Source organism: Roseburia sp. AM59-24XD, assembly GCF_003478445.1.
Taxonomy (GTDB): domain Bacteria; phylum Bacillota; class Clostridia; order Lachnospirales; family Lachnospiraceae; genus Jutongia.
In genome coordinates this window covers 66,654-84,749 of record NZ_QUET01000003.1, presented here as the reverse complement: position 1 = coordinate 84,749, position 18,096 = coordinate 66,654, and the positions used below count along the sequence as shown (strand labels likewise).

General features: G+C 46.1%; 16 protein-coding genes and 1 pseudogene. 1 reads left to right on the top strand and 16 read right to left on the bottom strand.

All coding sequences use genetic code 11. The features are described from left to right. Positions 1–88: 88 nt before the first annotated feature. The 13 genes and pseudogenes from DXA20_RS02065 to DXA20_RS02005 all read right to left on the bottom strand — a co-directional run bounded on the left by DXA20_RS02065 (position 89) and on the right by DXA20_RS02005 (position 14,429). Positions 89–2,575, bottom strand: coding sequence for an ABC transporter ATP-binding protein/permease (locus DXA20_RS02065; RefSeq protein ID WP_118559100.1), 2,487 nt, complete (start codon positions 2,573–2,575; stop codon positions 89–91). Beyond that, the gene (locus DXA20_RS02060; protein WP_118559099.1) at positions 2,544–4,097 is read right to left on the bottom strand and encodes an ABC transporter permease; all 1,554 of its coding nucleotides are present in this window, start codon (positions 4,095–4,097) and stop codon (positions 2,544–2,546) included. Before DXA20_RS02060 ends, DXA20_RS02065 begins: the two co-directional genes overlap by 32 nt. Before the next feature lie 68 nt (positions 4,098–4,165). Further along, complete coding sequence (locus DXA20_RS02055) at positions 4,166–6,577, bottom strand: ABC transporter ATP-binding protein/permease (RefSeq protein WP_158577095.1); 2,412 nt, start codon at positions 6,575–6,577, stop codon at positions 4,166–4,168. A gap of 250 nt (positions 6,578–6,827) precedes the next feature. Further along, the gene (locus tag DXA20_RS02050) at positions 6,828–7,235 is read right to left on the bottom strand and encodes a F0F1 ATP synthase subunit epsilon (RefSeq protein WP_022305468.1); all 408 of its coding nucleotides are present in this window, start codon (positions 7,233–7,235) and stop codon (positions 6,828–6,830) included. A gap of 11 nt (positions 7,236–7,246) precedes the next feature. Then, positions 7,247–8,650 (bottom strand): F0F1 ATP synthase subunit beta, encoded by a 1,404-nt coding sequence (gene atpD, locus DXA20_RS02045; protein WP_022305469.1) that lies wholly within the window; start codon positions 8,648–8,650, stop codon positions 7,247–7,249. 141 nt (positions 8,651–8,791) lie between these two features. After that, entirely contained in the window at positions 8,792–9,670 is an 879-nt protein-coding gene (gene atpG / locus DXA20_RS02040) for an ATP synthase F1 subunit gamma (RefSeq protein ID WP_022305470.1), read from the bottom strand. Positions 9,671–9,708: 38 nt separating this feature from the next. Continuing rightward, on the bottom strand, positions 9,709–11,217 hold the full coding sequence (atpA, locus tag DXA20_RS02035) for a F0F1 ATP synthase subunit alpha (RefSeq protein ID WP_118559097.1): 1,509 nt from the start codon (positions 11,215–11,217) through the stop codon (positions 9,709–9,711). 75 nt (positions 11,218–11,292) lie between these two features. Beyond that, positions 11,293–11,843, bottom strand: a pseudogene (gene atpH, locus DXA20_RS02030) (ATP synthase F1 subunit delta). After that, the gene (gene atpF / locus DXA20_RS02025) at positions 11,831–12,376 is read right to left on the bottom strand and encodes a F0F1 ATP synthase subunit B (protein WP_118559096.1); all 546 of its coding nucleotides are present in this window, start codon (positions 12,374–12,376) and stop codon (positions 11,831–11,833) included. The pseudogene atpH and the gene atpF overlap by 13 nt, the downstream one beginning before the upstream one ends. A 47-nt stretch (positions 12,377–12,423) precedes the next feature. Then, positions 12,424–12,687 (bottom strand): ATP synthase F0 subunit C, encoded by a 264-nt coding sequence (atpE, locus tag DXA20_RS02020; protein WP_022305474.1) that lies wholly within the window; start codon positions 12,685–12,687, stop codon positions 12,424–12,426. Between the two features lie 34 nt (positions 12,688–12,721). Continuing rightward, entirely contained in the window at positions 12,722–13,492 is a 771-nt protein-coding gene (gene atpB / locus DXA20_RS02015) for a F0F1 ATP synthase subunit A (protein WP_022305475.1), read from the bottom strand. 89 nt (positions 13,493–13,581) lie between these two features. Next, positions 13,582–14,031 (bottom strand): ATP synthase subunit I, encoded by a 450-nt coding sequence (locus tag DXA20_RS02010; RefSeq protein ID WP_118559095.1) that lies wholly within the window; start codon positions 14,029–14,031, stop codon positions 13,582–13,584. A 62-nt stretch (positions 14,032–14,093) separates the two neighbouring features. Continuing rightward, positions 14,094–14,429 carry an AtpZ/AtpI family protein gene (locus DXA20_RS02005; RefSeq protein WP_158577094.1) on the bottom strand — a complete coding sequence of 112 codons (336 nt, stop codon included), beginning with the start codon at positions 14,427–14,429 and terminating at the stop codon, positions 14,094–14,096. A 242-nt stretch (positions 14,430–14,671) separates the two neighbouring features. On the opposite strand from DXA20_RS02005, the gene DXA20_RS02000 reads away from it, so the two are divergent. Next, on the top strand, positions 14,672–15,115 hold the full coding sequence (locus DXA20_RS02000) for a DUF402 domain-containing protein (RefSeq protein ID WP_022305478.1): 444 nt from the start codon (positions 14,672–14,674) through the stop codon (positions 15,113–15,115). Positions 15,116–15,188: 73 nt separating this feature from the next. On the opposite strand, the gene DXA20_RS01995 is transcribed toward DXA20_RS02000, so the two are convergent. The 3 genes from DXA20_RS01995 to DXA20_RS01985 are packed head-to-tail and all read right to left on the bottom strand — an operon-like array spanning position 15,189 to position 18,057. Further along, a complete protein-coding gene (locus tag DXA20_RS01995) occupies positions 15,189–16,457 on the bottom strand; it encodes a chloride channel protein (protein WP_118559092.1) in 1,269 nt (422 codons plus the stop codon). A gap of 29 nt (positions 16,458–16,486) precedes the next feature. Beyond that, entirely contained in the window at positions 16,487–17,215 is a 729-nt protein-coding gene (locus DXA20_RS01990; protein ID WP_118559091.1) for a DUF3307 domain-containing protein, read from the bottom strand. Then, positions 17,200–18,057, bottom strand: a complete 858-nt coding sequence (locus DXA20_RS01985; protein ID WP_118559090.1) for a SatD family protein — start codon at positions 18,055–18,057, stop codon at positions 17,200–17,202. The genes DXA20_RS01990 and DXA20_RS01985 overlap by 16 nt, the downstream gene beginning before the upstream one ends. Positions 18,058–18,096 lie beyond the last annotated feature (39 nt).

Sequence of the window (18,096 nt, the reverse complement as noted above, 5' to 3'; positions counted from 1 at the left end):
AGTATGCACCGCCTGTGTCTGTTCTGTATCTATCAAGCCGATTCACACACTGTCTGTATGATCTGAAATGCAATGCTCTCCCTTACCTCTACTGTACCAGCTGAGCCGGTGGAGTGTGAAGAATCTTGCGGACCGGAAGTACACTGACGATCATATTGACAACAAACATTGCCACGATCAGCAGCGCTGCCATCCACCACGGGAACAGCAGATAGATCTGCAGAGACGGGATCGAACTGATAAACTTGATCACGCCGCTTGTGATCAGGATCGCCGGGATACAGGTGTATGCCGTCATCATCATCATTTCCAGCATATACGCCTTCAGAATGCTTCCCGGAGCAATTCCGATCAACCGGTAAACCGTCAGTTCCTCGCTTCGTGCCATTGCATTTGACTTTATAGTAAAATATATCATAATCAATGACAATACTGCAACTGCAATTGTCACAATATAACCTGCATTGAGACCGCTTTCCTTCTGCTCTTCCAGATACTTGTCAATCTGCAGCTGTGCATTACTCTGCGCTTTGACCTTAAAATATTTTCGGTAATCCTCTCCGTGCTTCTTGAAATACTTGATCGTTCCCTCCACATCGTCTGTGTATACCTGGAACTGCTTTGCATCAAGCACATACCGCATACGGATCTCCTCACAGCGCTCCTTCGGAAGAACATACTCCGCGCCGCTGTCGAGCGGACATTTACCGACGATCTTACACTTGTCTAAGTTCAGCGTCTCCTCCGCCTGATCCGTGATCATCTCACCGCTCGACCACCGTGCCTGAAACTCATAGTCCTTATATTTATCCTCATCGACAAGAATCTGATTGCCCGTAAGCTTGACATCGCCGTACTCATCCGGATAAGTCTCGCGAAGCTCCTCATCCGTCATGATCTTTTTGTCACCGTAGTTCATGCAGAATGCCACATACGGGCTGACGTAAACGGTCGGCTCCTTCGTATCGGACACTCCTACGATCTCGATCTGAAGATTGGAGATTGTCGTCATAACTTTCAGGCCAAGCAGGGATTCCTCATTGTTATAAAGGGATGCGACAACATTTCCGGACTTCTGGAATGTTGACAGCAGCCATTTGTCAATGACCATCTCCTTGCGATTCTTCGGAAGACGTCCGCATACAAGATCCTCCTCCTTTAACACACTGTAATCTACCGCAGAAAAATCATTGATCTTTGCATTGACACGCTTGAGCTGACGGAAACCGTTGTATCCGATGTTCAGTGTTCCCTGCTGTAATGCATTGTATTGTATCTTCGAGGTGAGCGTTTCCTGATAATACTTCTTCAACTGCTGATTCAGCATATCCTGATCTCCCTCGATCGCTTCTAGCTGAACTGTCACATAATGGGAATCCTGTGTAACAACGTCCTCCTGATCGAAATTGTGCTGCATCATATAATCCGCCAGTGCAATAACCAGAAGCACCGAGGTCGCCAAAAGGATTCCTACAATGAACCTGTGCTTTTTGCCGAGCATGCGTATATTCTCGCAGGCAAGCTTCCAGATTTCCTTTGCCGGAAGTCCCATACTGCGCCCAGCCTTCATCTTCGGCAGATCATAGGTTATCTCCTCTGCCTGGCTCTGATCCAGCTTCGGGCGGTTCGCATCCAGCATCACGCAGCCGGATTCCTCGCCGGTCAGCATCAGCTCAACATCGTCCTCTGTCTGGATATAAAGCTTTCCATCCTTCCACGCCAGATTGATATGCAGCTTGCCCTTTTCCTGCTCCGGCATCTCCTCCGGATCCGGCATTTCGCGATACAGGGACAGATTGATAAACTCATCGTCGATCTCCTGCCGCTCCATATCTTTCAGATAAATGTTGGCATCGTCCATCTTCTGGTATGCGCCCTTCGCATCATTGGCATAATCCTTTACGATCTCACCATCGCGGATCTCAATGATACGATCGGCGAAAAACTTTGCAATGGCTTTTTCATGAGAAACTAAAATTACAAGACATTCCTTGGAAATGCTCTTGAGGATGCTCATGGTGTTGAGGGTATTTTCCTCATCGAGGTTACCGGTCGGCTCATCGGCAAGAATGATATCCGGTGATTTCACAAGTGCTCTGGCGATCGACACGCGCTGCTGCTGTCCACCGGAAAGCTGCGACACGCGTTTCTTTTTGTAGCGCGCCATTCCAAGGGCTTCCAGCACGTAATCCACACGTTCATCCTTCTGCTCCTCGGTCAGATCAAACACGTTTAACGCCAGCTTGACATTATATGCCACCGTGTAATCCTGCAGCAGATAGTAGTTCTGGAAAATATAACCGAACTTCTGATTTCGGAGACGCTCGACCTTTTTCTGCTCATATTTCTTAAGGACGACATCGTCTACCGTAATGGTTCCGCTGCGAAATGTGTCCAGACCACCGATCGTATTTAACAGTGTGGTCTTGCCCGATCCACTTTCACCAAGGATACATACGAGCCCCTTTTCTTCCATTTCCAGACTGACTTCCTTCAGCACATGGTTCTCGTTGGACCTTCCTTTATTAAAGTATTTATCGAGTTTATCTATTTTTACCATTTCTCTTTCCTCCATTCTGCCATCCCTCCGATGACCGAAAATGCATCAGTGTCAGGGCAGTCGCCACAACGGCTACCGCCAGATTATATACAAAGAACCATAAAAGACTCCATACACTCTGATATTGCCAGATCCGGTAAACTGTCGCACTCCGCAGCCTCAGGAAAGCTGATGCCGCAAACATCACAACCGATGCCGACACATCCACAAGGATCAACTGTATGTATACATTCAGCTCCAGCGGGCGCTGCCGCATTCCCATAAACCGGAGTGTCTGAAGCTGTCCCTGTTGCATGCGGATGATCTGACGCAGCAGGAAGTACATCATGCACGACAGAATGATCAGGATTGCAGCGGAAAACGAGATAATATATAACCGCTTCATGACCTTGCCCGCAATGTATGTGGTCGCGCTGACCTGATATGTACTAATTGCATCATATCCCATCTCCTGAAGCTTTTTGATCACCTTCGCTGTCTTCGTGTAATGCGAAATATAAGCACTTGCCTGCGTCGTCTGCTCCGGATATATCTCATCAAACAGATCCTGACTTACCTCGACAAACTCACCGCCCTGGTCGATCAGCTCCAGATCGACATCCAGATAACCGTTATTAAAGGTGTATACCTGTGCCTCCGTTGTATCCTCGGTCTCACCCACAGAAACCACGCTTCCGCCCTCCGTCTTCGTAATATGAAACGGAAGCCGCATACCCGAAAATGCACTATAGACATTGAGCTGATCGCCATTGGAGCCGGTAAATGCATCCATGACATAATTCTTGGATACTCTCACATGACGCCCCTTCAGATCATCGGAAACGATCGGATAAAAGGAGAAGCTCTTGGTATATTTTCTTGACATCACATCCTGATCATAATCCATCTTGTAGCTATAGCCATCCAGTGCCGGACATAGCATATGGCAGAACTCAGGATCGAAATACAGCCGGCTTCCCTCGCGGTCACACACACCGACCACCTTCATCTTAAACCAGCACTTCTCTCCCTTTGGCCATATATTTTCACAGGCAAAATAGTAGGTTTTCTTCTTTCCAAGTAACTTCGCATCCTCAGCGGATACGAGAATCTCCAGCCTGTTTTGGGGCATCCTTCCCTTGACCAGATCATCCTCTGTGATTCCGGTAGTAGACCGCATGTAGGACGGATTCTTCATCCGTTTCGATACGTCATACTGAATATCATTGACATAGTCGTACAGATCCACGTCCTCCACATATTTTACCTTTTCAATCTGTTTGCGATCCTTCTCTGTAAGCCCGGAGCCATCCAACCGGCGCACCGACAGCCTTCTGTCGTTTTTCTGCAGAAATGCCGAGGTGTCATATTTCCTTGTAATACGGTCGTCTTTATAAACAAACAGTTCTCCGATAAACAATGCAGAAAGTCCTGCCATTGTCAAAAACAATACCACGATAAAAAATGTTCGTTTCTTTTGATATTTCAGATCGCGCAATGCGAAAAACATCGCTTCCCGCAGATCGGAACATTTTCTTTTTCTGTTATCCTTCTCCATATCGTCCCCCCTTTAATACACACCCCCGCTGCTTCCTCTCTGCCGTCTGATCCGGCAAAGCCCGGAAACTACGTGGTCCGCAATGTACGATTAAAGAAAAATACCGTCAAAAGCATTAATATGATGTTGTATGCCAGGAATCCCACGATGCCGATGATGCTGTAATAGAACAACATATTCCTGATAAATGCGACGCCTGCCAGACGCAGGATCAGCATCACGATCAACGTCACGATAACTGCCGCGATACCATGAACCCCCATTTCCTGATATGTAATACGGCATAACTGCTTTCTGCGCATTCCCATAAAGCGGAGTACGCTGTAATCCTTTTTCTTGATCTTGAGGATCGAGCGCACGATCAGGATCTGAAGAATTGCCAGAATGATCAGGATCATGCAGGAAATTCCGATAACCTCCAGACGCTTGTAAACCTTATCCTGCATATACCTTGTGCTGCAGACGCGGAGTGTGCTGACGGCATCATATCCCTTCTCCTTCAAGGCACTGATGACTTTATCTGTCTTGCTGTAATTGGCAATGTACACACTCGCCTGTGTTGTTCCAATATTGTAATAGTCTCTCAGCTTCCGGTAAATAGCAGGACTTACCTCGATAAAGTCTGCTCCCTGCTTGCTGAAATCCTCCACATACTCAATGTCAAACTTAATGCCATCTTCGTTATCCCCATCTTCAGAATCTTCGGAAGACTCCTCTTCCGAATCCTCTTCGTAGCCAGCGGCACTCATATTCTGCTCAATGGCATCCTTCAATTCCGCATCGATGCCGCTCTTTGTCTGCTCAATATGAATACATCCCTGTCCCACAAATGCCTTTTTTAAATCATTTGGAATGAGTCCATAACCGGTCGATGGAATCTTATAATTTTCGGAGACGCGCACCTGATTCTTCTTCAGACCATCGCCAACCACGACATACGCCGGCTTAAAAGTTCCGTTATACTGATTATACAGGGCATCCCAGCAAAACTGCGTCCACACAACGAACCGGTCCAGTCCGTATGTCAGCATCTCACAAAGCTCCGGATGAAAATATACCTGCTTAGTATTGTCCTTCAGAATACCGACAATTTTAAGCTTCTGGTAACAGCTGGTGCCTTCCTTCCAAAGATTATCGGAAGAAAAATAACAGGTGATCTCACTGTTAAGCTTCCTGGAATCGGAAGTATAAAGCACGATCTCATTCCGCTCCTTTGGCAGACGTCCCGCTGACAGATCCTCCCCGGTGATCGCCGTGGAGGATTTCATGAAATGCGACTTGTCTAACAGCCGCACTCCCTGGTCGTTCTCCTCATCGGAGTCATCCTGTACATTACTGATGAGTCTTTCCTTGCTGCCATATGCCACCTCATAATCCTTATCCTTCTCAATGTAATAATTGACATCATTGGCATAATCACAAAGATCAACCTGATCAACATATTTGACGCTGGCGATCGCCGCCCGGTCCTTCTCTGTCAGCACACTGTTGTCGGGATGCCGCACAGAGAGACGCTTATCATTCTTCTGGAGATATGCGCTGGTGTCGTACTCTTTTGTGATGCGGTCATCGGCATAGACTAACAGCTCTCCGATAAACAGAAAGGATACGACTGCCGTGATCAGGAAAAAGGCAAAGAAAAATCCCGCTCTTCCTTTCTGCATCTTAATATTTTTTAATGCGAAAAAACGTGCCATATTCTGCTTTTTCTTTTTGGCTTTTCCGTTGTTTCCGGTTTTATTTTCACTTTTGGGGGGATTTTGGTGGTCTGAATCCACATTTTCATCCCTTTTATTCACGGGAACATCCGTCACTACCTCTCCATCGTGAAGACGGATGCGGCGTGTCACATACGGTGCCGCCTGATCATAGTTATGCGTCACCATGATCACAAGCTTCTGATGCGACAGGCGTTCCAGGATCTCCATGATCTGCTGTCCGGTCTCACTGTCCAGATTACCGGTCGGCTCGTCTGCCACGATAATGTCCGTATTCTTGGCAAGTGCTCTTGCAATAGAAAGACGCTGCTTCTGCCCACTGGAAAGCTGTGAAGCACGCTGCGCTGCCTGCCCGGTCAGACCTACCTGCTCGAGGTAATCCATCGCTTCATCCTTGCATTCTGCCGGATCCTTTCCCTGAATCACAAGTGCCGCCAGAACATTATCAAGTGCGGTATAATGATTGATCAGACTGTAATCCTGAAATACAAATCCGATCTGATTACGCCGATACTCCTCCCAATCCTGATCATCGTACTGAAACGTTGGCTGTCCACGGTAGTACATCTCTCCCTCATCAAAGGTATCCATACCGCTGATCATATTCAACAGGGTGGACTTTCCGCCACCGCTTTCTCCTGTGATCGCCACAAATTCACTCATGGAAAATTCCAGATTGATCTTACGCAGTGCCTGCGTTACCGATGTATCCGAATAATAATACTTGCTGATATTCTGCAGCCGTAATATTGTCTCTGCCATATTCCGATCCCCTTTCGTCAATTTCACTGGTTCAATCGTACCACAAGAAAATACAAAAAAAATCACCGCAAATTTCATAGAATTTACAGTGATTTTTTTAGTTGCATGAATTATTTAACTATAATTACATGAAATATTCGTTATTTCTAAGCGATTATGCCGGTGAAATTCTTACAAATTTCTTAAGAAGCTTCTTAAGGTCTCCTGCGCTATGATATCACAAGCTACACAGCCACTTCTGTCAAATGTGCTAGTGCTTTCCGGCAAGGTCGATACGGATCAGCGCTTTCTTCAGTGCCAGCTCCGCACGCACCATATCAACTTCCTTCGAACCGCTTGTGAGTCTGCGTTCTGCACGCTCCTTCGCCTTTTCGGCACGATTGGCATCGATCTCATCCGGCCACTCACAGGACTCTGCAAGCACCGTAACTTTATCCTTCTGGATCTGAACGAAGCCATCATGCAGAGCTGCTTCCCGGACATTTCCGTCGGTTTTGATCCGCAGCACACCCGGTTCGAGAATCGTGGTAAGCGGAATATGTCCCGCCAGAACACCAATTTCACCCTCTGTGGTCTTCATCTCTACCATATCCACAGCTTCATCAAAAAACACACGGGTCGGAGAGATGATCTGCAAATTAAATGTTTTATCAGCCATCAAAGCCCTCCTTATTTGGATGCGGAAGCGGCGCGCTCTACAACATCGTCAATACTGCCGGCATTCAGGAAGTAATTCTCAGGGATGGAATCATGCTTGCCGTCCAGAATCTCCTGGAAACCGCGGATCGTCTCAGATACCGGTACATACTTACCCGGAAGTCCTGTAAACTGCTCCGCTACATGGAACGGCTGTGACAGGAATCTCTGTACCTTTCTTGCACGGTTTACCACAAGCTTATCCTCCTCGGAAAGCTCATCCATACCAAGGATTGCGATAATATCCTGCAGCTCCTTATATCTCTGAAGAAGCTCCTGTACGCTTCTTGCTACTCTGTAATGCTCCTCACCCACAATATGCGGATCAAGAATACGCGAGGTTGACTCCAGCGGGTCTACCGCCGGATAAATACCAAGCTCTGCAATGGAACGCGCCAGTACGGTCGTTGCATCCAGATGCGCAAAGGTATTGGCCGGTGCCGGGTCAGTTAAGTCATCGGCCGGCACATAAACAGCCTGAACCGATGTAATGGAACCCTTCTTGGTAGAAGTGATACGCTCCTGCAGCGCACCCATCTCCGTCTGCAGTGTCGGCTGGTATCCTACGGCACTTGGCATACGGCCAAGCAGCGCAGACACCTCGGAACCTGCCTGTGTAAAACGGAAAATATTATCAATGAACAAAAGCACATCCTTACCGGAACGATCACGGAAGTTCTCTGCCATCGTCAGTCCTGTCAGACCAACACGCATACGTGCTCCGGGCGGCTCATTCATCTGTCCGAATACCATGGTTGTCTTGTCAATTACACCGGATTCGATCATCTCATAGTACAGGTCATTACCCTCACGGGTACGCTCACCTACACCTGTAAATACGGAATATCCACCATGTTCCTGTGCGATATTGGTGATCAGCTCCTGGATCAGCACGGTCTTACCTACACCTGCTCCTCCGAAGAGACCGATCTTACCACCCTTCTGATACGGGCAGAGAAGATCAACGACCTTAATACCTGTCTCCAGGATCTCTGTCGCTGTCGACTGCTCCTCAAAGGATGGCGCTTTTCTGTGAATGGGATCATACTGCACTCCTGTCGGTGCCGGCTTCTCATCAATCGGCTCACCCAGTACGTTAAACATACGTCCCAATGTTGCCTCACCAACCGGAACACTGATCGGACCGCCGGTAGCTTCTGCGGTCATGCCACGCTTCAGTCCATCTGTCGGACCCATGGCAATACAGCGCACCGTATCATCTCCCAGATGCTGCGCCACCTCAACTACCAGCTTTTTGCCATCTTCCAATGGCACATTAACTGCATCGTTGATCTCAGGCAGTCCGCCCTCCGGGAATTTGATATCAAGAACGGCACCGATGATCTGCGTCAGCTTACCTGTCTTTAAATCTGCCATCTTTCTTATCTCACTCCTTTTTCCTATATTCTGCTGTATCCTGCCACATCTCCGGCAAGATACTATTATTATCGTTACATTTTACTTCCGGACTAAACCGGAAGTCTTCTCTCATTGATCATGCTCTGTCACTTCTGTCCACTACTGGATCGCCGATGCACCGGCAATGATCTCTGTAAGTTCCTGCGTAATAGACGCCTGACGAGCCCGGTTATACCGAAGAGACAGATCGCTGATCATATCCTCTGCATTGCTCGTTGCAGAATCCATCGCCTGCATACGTGCACCATTCTCACTGGCATACGCCTCTGTCAGACCGCCAAAGATCAGACTGTTGATATACTTTGGCACAATGGCATCCAGAGCCTCCTCTGCTGCCGGCTCATAGTTCATCAGCGTAATGCGTTCCAGCGGATCTGCTGCTTCCTCGCTCTCCGAGGTAATATCGTCTGCATCGATCGGCAGAAGCTTTACCATCGTCGGGATCTGTACAACGGTATTCTTGAATATCGTGTACACCAGATAAATCTCACCAATGTTACCCATCGTAAACTGGCTGAGCACATCCTTTCCCACAGCAATGGCATCGTCATACATCGGACCGTTCATGGCTTCCGAATAATCACTTACGATCTCATAGCCCAGATGCTCGAGTGCATCCCTGCCTTTGGTCCCTACGGAAAATATCTTTGTATTCTCCGGTGTGAACCGCTCGTCCTTCGAGATCAGCTTCACGATATTGGAATTGTAACCGCCTGCCAGTCCTCGATTGGAAGACACGACGATCACGGCTTTCTTGTCCGATTTTCCTTTCTGCAGGAACGGATGAGACATCTGTCCGGACTTTGCAATCATCCCGGCTACTGTCTCATACATCGTATCAAAATACGGTTTGGACTCCTCCGCATTCTGCTTTGCCTTGGTCAGCTTGACCGAAGACACCAGCTTCATCGCCTTGGTGATCTGCTCCGTACTCTGTACGCTCTCCTTCCTCCGTTTAATATCTCTCATAGAGGCCATATGATTGATTCCTCCATTCTGCTTTTATACATACGTCATTACTTGGTAAATTCTTCCTTGATCTCTTCGATCGCCTTCACAAGCTTCTCCTCAATCTCTGCGCTCATCTCGCCACTGGTGCGGATCGCCTCCGGGATCTCCGGATATTTCGTGTCAACATACTCAAAGAGCTCTTTCTCGAATTCCAGGATCTGATCCAACTCAATATCGATCAGATATTTCTTGGTTGCCGCATAAATGATCATTACTTCATTCTCTACCGGCATTGGATTATACTGATCCTGCTTCAAAATCTCACGGATACGCTCACCCTGTGCCAGCTGAGCCTTTGTCTCCGGATCCAGGTCGGAACTAAACTGCGAGAACGCTGCCAGCTCACGGAACTGTGCCAGCTCAATACGGATCGGCCCGGCAATCTTCTTCATCGCTTTGATCTGTGCTGCACCACCAACTCGGGATACGGACAATCCGGCGTTTACTGCCGGACGGAATCCGGAGTTAAACATCTCTGTTTCCAGATAGATCTGACCATCTGTAATGGAAATTACGTTGGTCGGAATGTATGCGGATACATCGCCCGCCTGTGTCTCAATGATCGGCAGTGCCGTCAGGGAACCACCGCCCAGCTTATCGGAAAGTCTCGCTGCACGCTCCAACAAACGGGAATGCAGATAGAATACATCTCCAGGGAATGCCTCACGTCCCGGTGGACGCTTGAGCAGCAGGGACAGGGTACGATATGCTGCCGCATGCTTTGTCAGATCATCATAAATGATCAGTACGTCCTCTCCGGACTCCATCCACTCCTCACCGATCGCACAGCCGGAATATGGAGCGATATACTGTAACGGTGCCAGCTCACTTGCGGTCGCTGCTACGATTGTTGTGTAATCCATCGCACCGTACTCTTCTAACTTCTTTACGATAGTGGCTACTGTTGAAGCCTTCTGGCCAATGGCAACGTAAATACATTTTACGCCCTGACCCTTCTGATTGATGATCGTGTCGATGGCGATCGCCGTCTTACCTGTCTGACGGTCACCGATGATCAGCTCACGCTGTCCTCTTCCGATCGGCACCATGGAATCAATCGCTTTGATACCTGTCTGTAACGGTGTATCTACTGACTTTCTTGAAATAACACCGGAGGCAACTCGCTCAATCTGACGGTATTTCTCTGTTTCGATAGGTCCTTTTCCATCAATCGGCTGTCCAAGTGCGTTGACAACTCGTCCCAGCAGCGCATCGCCTACCGGCACCTCAACCACTCGTCCCGTTGTCTTAACGACATCACCTTCATTGATATTTTTATGATCACCTAAGAGCACTGCACCGACATTATCTTCCTCCAGGTTCTGTACCATTCCAAATACATCATTTGGAAATTCCAGGAGCTCGCCCTGCATGGCATTTTCCAGACCATGAATACGGGCAATTCCATCCGCTACCTGAATGACGGTACCGGTATCAGATACATCGAATTTGGTACTGTAGTGTTTAATCTGTTCCTTGATCACGGAACTGATCTCTTCCGGTTTCAAATTCATGATACTCCTCCATTCAACTTACTGGCACAACAAACACACAATGACTATATTCATAGTTTCTGCTGCGCTGTCTTTTTAATTCGATAACTGAATCTCCGACAAGGATTTCGCCATATTATTCAGCTTTGTTTTAATACTGCTGTCCACTACCCTGTCGCCGATCCGGATCTTCATCCCTCCGATCAGTGACGGATCAACTTCAAAATTCATCACAAAGGATTCGTATTTCGTTGTCTCAAGCAGACGCTTCTCAACAGCCTCCTTCTGCTCTTCCTTCAAGGCTGCTGCAGATGTCACATGTGCGACACCAATCTTTTTATACTCTCTGCACTCATCAATGAAATAGGATAAGATCTGATATATTTCCTTAAATCTTCCTTTCTCCTCGATCGTCAGAAAGAATCCCGTCAGTTCATCACTCACTCTGCCATGAAAGACAGTTTCCAGCACGGAGCATTTCTCCTCCACACTGATCTTCGGATGACTCATCAGCTTGACGAAATCTTCATTGGCATCAAGCACCTGAATGACCGCCTCCACTTCTTCCATCAGGCATCCAGCTTATTTTCCTCTACTGCCAGCTCAAAAAGAGCTTCTCCGTAGGTTTTTGATACTAACTTAGCCATGTCTCATCACCCATCTCTTTTAAAGTGTCTTCGATCAACTGTGACTGCTTGTCCTCGTCAAGAGAAACCTCGATGACCTTGCCAGCCATTGCTGCCGCTACAGAGATCATTTCCTGCTTCACTTCGTCCTTGACTTTATTTTTCTCCAGCTCTACCTCGCGGTTGGCACGATCCAGGATACGGTTTGCCTCCTGCTTCGCCTCGTCCACGATCACTGTCTCCTTCTTCAGAGCTTTCTTTCTTGTCTCTGAAAGAATCTCTTCGGATTCCTTATCAACGTTCTTCAGCTTCTCGTCATACTGCTCCTTAAACTGAATCGCATCTGCCTTTTCCTTTGCCGCTGTCTCCATCTCCTGACGGATCGTTTCCTGACGCTTCTGCATCAGATCTCGCGCCGGATTGAATAATAGGTACGACAAAAACAGAAAAAGGACAAACATAGCCAGAAGGGTGATCAGACTGTCAAAGATCAATTGTGGATCCAGTCCGAAAATATAATCTCCAAGCCCACTCTGTGCTAAAGCTACATTCATTACACTCACCTGTGTTCTGCCTCCTTTCAACTGTATTTACTGCAAAATTACAGCTTGCTGTATAAAGGATTGGCAAATAACAGAATCAGTGCAATAACGAGACCATAAAGACCTGTTGTCTCGGCAACCGCCTGACCAAGGAGCATGGTTGACATAATATCTCCCTTTGCGCCCGGATTACGACCTACCGCAGAAGCACCATAACCGGCTGCAATACCCTGACCTACACCAGGACCGATACCGGCGATAACCGCAAGACCCGCACCAATAGCAGAACCCATTAAAACTAAACCTTCGTTTGTAATATTCATTATAATATCCTCCTTAAAATAAAATCTTTTTCAACTACTCTGTTTCGCCGATCGCATCCGCAACAAAGCACATCGTCAGCATACAGAATACATACGTCTGAATACATCCTGAGAAAACATCCAGATACGCATGAAGCGCCGCCGGCCATACCAGCGTCAGAACCTTTGGCAGCAAACCATAGAGCAATCCCATCATAACCGTTCCCGATAAGATATTACCGAAGAGACGGAGAGACATTGAGATCGGCGTTGAAAACTCACTGATCAGATTCATTGGGAAGAACAGAAAGATTGGTTCAAACAAACTCTTGATCTTACCGAACTTCTGATACTTAAATCCATTGAACTGAATCATAAACCATGTGATCAGCGCCAGCGGAAATGTGACTCCGTAATCTGCGGTTGGAGCTCTAAGTCCCAAAAGCCCCGACAGGTTACAGACCAGAATGAATATAAAGAGTGCGCTGACATAGTTACGGAATTTCACGGCAATCTTACTTCCCATGGAACCCGCCACCATCTTGTCTAACATCTCTACGATCAATTCGACCGCATTCAAAAATGGTCCCGGTACTTCATTTGGATCTGCTTTCCGGATAGCACGGTTTGCAAATAACGCAAATACAAGAATCGCCAGAATAACGATGATCATTGATATATGCGTTGTCGTAAAATAGACATCCTGTCCGAGAAACCGCAGCTTCGTATATCCGTGGATAAAGAAATCCACCTGTGCGCTGCTGTCTGCGTATACAGGTATTGCACTTCCCAGCCCCTTCGAAATGGCTAAGACCCTGATTCCCACATTCTCACCTTCCTTTTCTTTTATTTACGAAGAAGGATTACCCTGCCTTCTTCTGTTATGTGTAAACCACCGGCTGTAGCGGTGAATACTCATCCCTGTGCATCGCCTGAGACATTCTGCCGATGAGCTTTGCTCTCATCCGCTTTCTTTTGTCTGTTCTGCGATGTCATGATCCTGTGAATCTTCGGCTGCATAAATGCCGATATCTTCACTCCAAACATTCCAAGCACCGTTCCAATCGGATGAATGTAACGATACTCCATCATAGCTGCCGCCAGTACGACTGCCATTACCAGAAAACGCTTCACAGAGGACACCTGAATGTGGCGCGCCGCATGCTTCTCCCCCAGATCAAGGGCGATGTCCAAATGATGGTACATATGCCATATAAGCCACACAGCAGTACCAATACCCACCAGAAGTCCACACGCCACTGCCAGTCTGTGCCGGGATACGATCATCAGGATCACAAACACAAACCCTCCCCACACGGCCAGACCTGCCATCAGCTCCTTCAGAGTCTGTTTCGCCTGTCTCATACGAATCCTCCATATTATCCGATACAATAAACAATCGCTATATCGACTATTCCGACAAAACTTTAATTCTTCCTGTCTGCATCCTTCTGCTCTCCGGAAGCATTTTCCGTCTGTTCCCTGCGCGCCTGTCCCTGCTTCTTCAAAGCTTCTATATATTGGAGGCGCTCATGCTCCTTTTTCATGTCTTCTGAATAAAAGGACTTTGTCAGATAATAAACATTGCGAAATGCTGCCCCTACACCAAGTACGATCATTATAAGAAACCATATCTGCGTGTGAAACTGCCCATTCAGCCACCAGCCGATCCATCCGCTGAGAGCGATCGGCACCAGAATCGTGATACTGACCTGTGACACCATCACAAAGGCTCTCAATATATTTTTTTCCTTTTTGTTCATGACTATAACACCATTTTGCAATTCTTTCGCATCCATGAAAGAATTGCACAAAAATCTACAAATACGGTTACATTATATAATAATTTGTACAAAAAGTCCACAGGATACATTTTACAGAAAAAATTATTTACAATCCCCTGCAAGCCCGCTATAATTATCTGTAACACTTCAGTACCGCGAACAAAAACATACGCACAAAGGAGAATACCATGGATACCATTCATTTGTACCGCAGGCGTTACATGCCAGACGAAACCGTCGAATTGAAGGATGATCTGATCCTCTATCGGGACGATAATATTCTTGTGACGAAATGGAACATTCTGAAACCGCGCAAAGATATTGACCACGGTATTTCTGTGTATTATATGAAGGAAGGCTTCAAGATCAGCAAGGTCTTTGATGCTGCTGACAGGCTTGTGTACTGGTACTGTGATATTATCGAGACAGAATACCGCCCGAATGAGAATACATACATCTTCCACGATCTCCTGATCGATGTATTAATTTATCCGGACAAGCATGTGGAAGTCGTTGATCTGGACGAATTCGCGGATTTCACGGAGAATCTTACACTTCCGGCGCCTTTGCTGGCAAAGGCACTGCGTCAGACGAACAATCTTCTGCGTTTTATTTACGAGGGACATCTGGACGAGCTTACAGAGCCCATCACATCAAGAGAATAACAAACAGATAGCGAATGCCGGGGCAATGCGATACACTGTCCCGGCATTTTTTAGATTATTATGATGTTGGGGGCTATTCCCGCGCCTTTCGATTGATATATTCCGTCTTATACTTGGAGTACACGATCGTCTGGTCATGATAAAGCCCGTAATAGCCCGACATGAGATAGCTGACGCTGATTCCGAGCAGGAAAAACGGCACTCCATGATACCCAAACAGCTCAAACGCAATGAGCATCGATGTGATCGGACAATTAGTAACACCGCAGAATACCGACATCATTCCGACCGCCGCACAAAGCGATGGCGAAATCCCAAGAAGCTGCCCGAACAGACAGCCGAATGTCGCACCAACAAAAAACGACGGCACAATCTCACCGCCCTTAAAGCCCGCTTCCAGTGTAAGCGCCGTAAAAACAATCTTCCAGACAAAGGCAAGCGGATCCACCTGACCGCGGATCGCACGCTGGATTACCGGCACACCGGCTCCCATGTAATCGTCTGTCTGCAAAAGAATCGTCAGCAGAATGATCACCAACGAAGACACTACAATCCGTATATATGGATTCTTCAGTCTCTTCCGATAGAAATCTCCCAGAGAATGAAGTGCCATACAGAAAACAACGCTGAGTGCCGCACAGCACAACGCCAGCCCGATGATCTTCAGACTGGGCACCACCTGAAACATTGGCATATGACGAATCTTGAACACATTCGGTCCGATTCCCATATGCGTCGCAAACTTCGATGCCACAAGCGAGGAAAACACGCACGGTACCAACGCCGCATAATACATAACGCCGACGCTGACAACCTCCATCGAAAATATTGACGCTGCGATCGGTGTGCCGAAAATCGCCGAGAATGCCGCACTCATGCCACACATAACAACAATCCTCTGGTCCTTCTCGTCAAACCGGAACAGCTTGCCAAGCTGCTGTCCGATACTTCCGCCAAGCTGCAGTGCTGCCCCCTCACGACCGGCACTTCCGCCGAACAAATGCGTAATGATCGTCGAAATAAAGATCAGAGGTGCCATCCGAAACGGCACCTCTGCCTCCGCATGAATTGAGGAAAGCACCATATTGGTTCCCTTATCATTCTTATAGCGAAATACTCCATACAAAAACACAATGACAACACCTGCCAAAGGCAGCAACAGGATTATCCACGGATTCTGTGTCCGAAACGTTGTCACCTGACGCAGACAAAACGCAAAAAGCGTACTGAAGGCTCCCACGAAAAGCCCTGCAAACGCCGAGAAAATCCCCCAGCGTATAAAAACTGCGAGATTCCTCGATATTCTTCCCATATAAAATCGGATCATTTTTATCTGGCGCATAATTTCCCTCTTCCATCTGCAATGCTTTCCTACAACTCGTTATAAATAATAAAAATCAGCAATGCCAAAACCAAGCTTGTTAATGTTCCCAGCAGATACTTATTTCTAAACTCTGCCTCCTTTAAATCGTTTGTTCTCGCCCAAGTTTTTATCGTAATTATTATCGCAATAGCAGAAAAATTTCCTAAACAGGCAAAAACAACTGTCAATATCCGTTCCATAACTCCTATCATAGAACCAACATCAAACATACCCGTCTCATTTGAATTAGGATAAATATCCTGAATCAATTTATTGATCATTATTGAGCATGGCATTATCAGCGCAAGACTCAAAAAAACAATTTTCAACGCTTCATAATAACGGCCGGCATCACAGTTGAACCCAAAAATGTGTAATATTATGCACAAAACTCCCATATGCAGCATCTGATCAATAATAAAGACAACTGTTTGTTTCATTTTCTTGTTAAAATAACAAGCCGTTGCATCTATCAATATATGTGTTGCCAATAATATCGCTATGGCACCAGTCGCAGATTTCCATCCCGCCACAAAATACAACACCAAAAACGGAACAATATACAGCACGGAATGCATTAGTAAATATTCTCCATTAAACCATATATTATTTTTACACTTCTGACATTCTCCGCACAATTCTCCCTTTGCTGCATTTTTACATCTTGCGACCTTTGTTGTTTGCAAGTAAAAATCACCAATCAAATGGAATATCAATAAAATCAAATAGTTTTCCATATATCCTCCCCTAGTAAATCAAATATCGCTTTATCCCTTGTTCTCCTTTCCTTTATTCTCGCTGATATTATATATCTGTCGATATTTTGCCGAGAAGTATTCATAATTCGAGCAATTTCTGTTGACATACCACGAACCCAAAATTCATCCATATAAAATGACAGCTTGTCAGCTTTCTTTTCATAATATAAATTTCTATCTTCGTAAAGTATTTCATAATTTATGACAGGCATTTCCGGACTCTCCTGTCTTCTATACCCCACGCTCCAATATTCTTGTTCTAACAATTTGTATCTATTGTCCAATAACCAGCTATAAAACGAAGTATCCTCCCAGCTGTCCTTAAGGGGTAGCATAATATCTGATATAATCTCAATTATATTTGCAACCTGCGGTTGTCTCAACCTGATCTGCTGAGTTGATAAACAAAATTCATTTAAATATCTGTCATATTTTGAATTTGTATTAAAGCATATGACATTACTTTTTTTTCGTTTAACCGCATTGATCGCATCCCTTGCCAAATAATATGCTTCTCCATCAAAAGCAGACGACGTCCATTCTTCCACGTCATATTTTATTTTGCCATATCCTATACCACACCTTATCTTAATAGGATATATTAAAAGCTGTAATTTTTTAATATATAAAAATGCGGCTTGTAAATCTAAAAACAAACCTTGAAATTCATCCCCTGCACTAGATACTACCTTTTTCTTGATTCCTTGTTCATATATAGTATTTAGATAATCCACGCATCCCATTAATACATTTTGTACATCATATCGATCATAATATTTCCGGGACTCTACTACATCAAACATTATCGCTGCATATTTCATGTAATTCACCTCATACCATATACTTTATCTTATGATCCA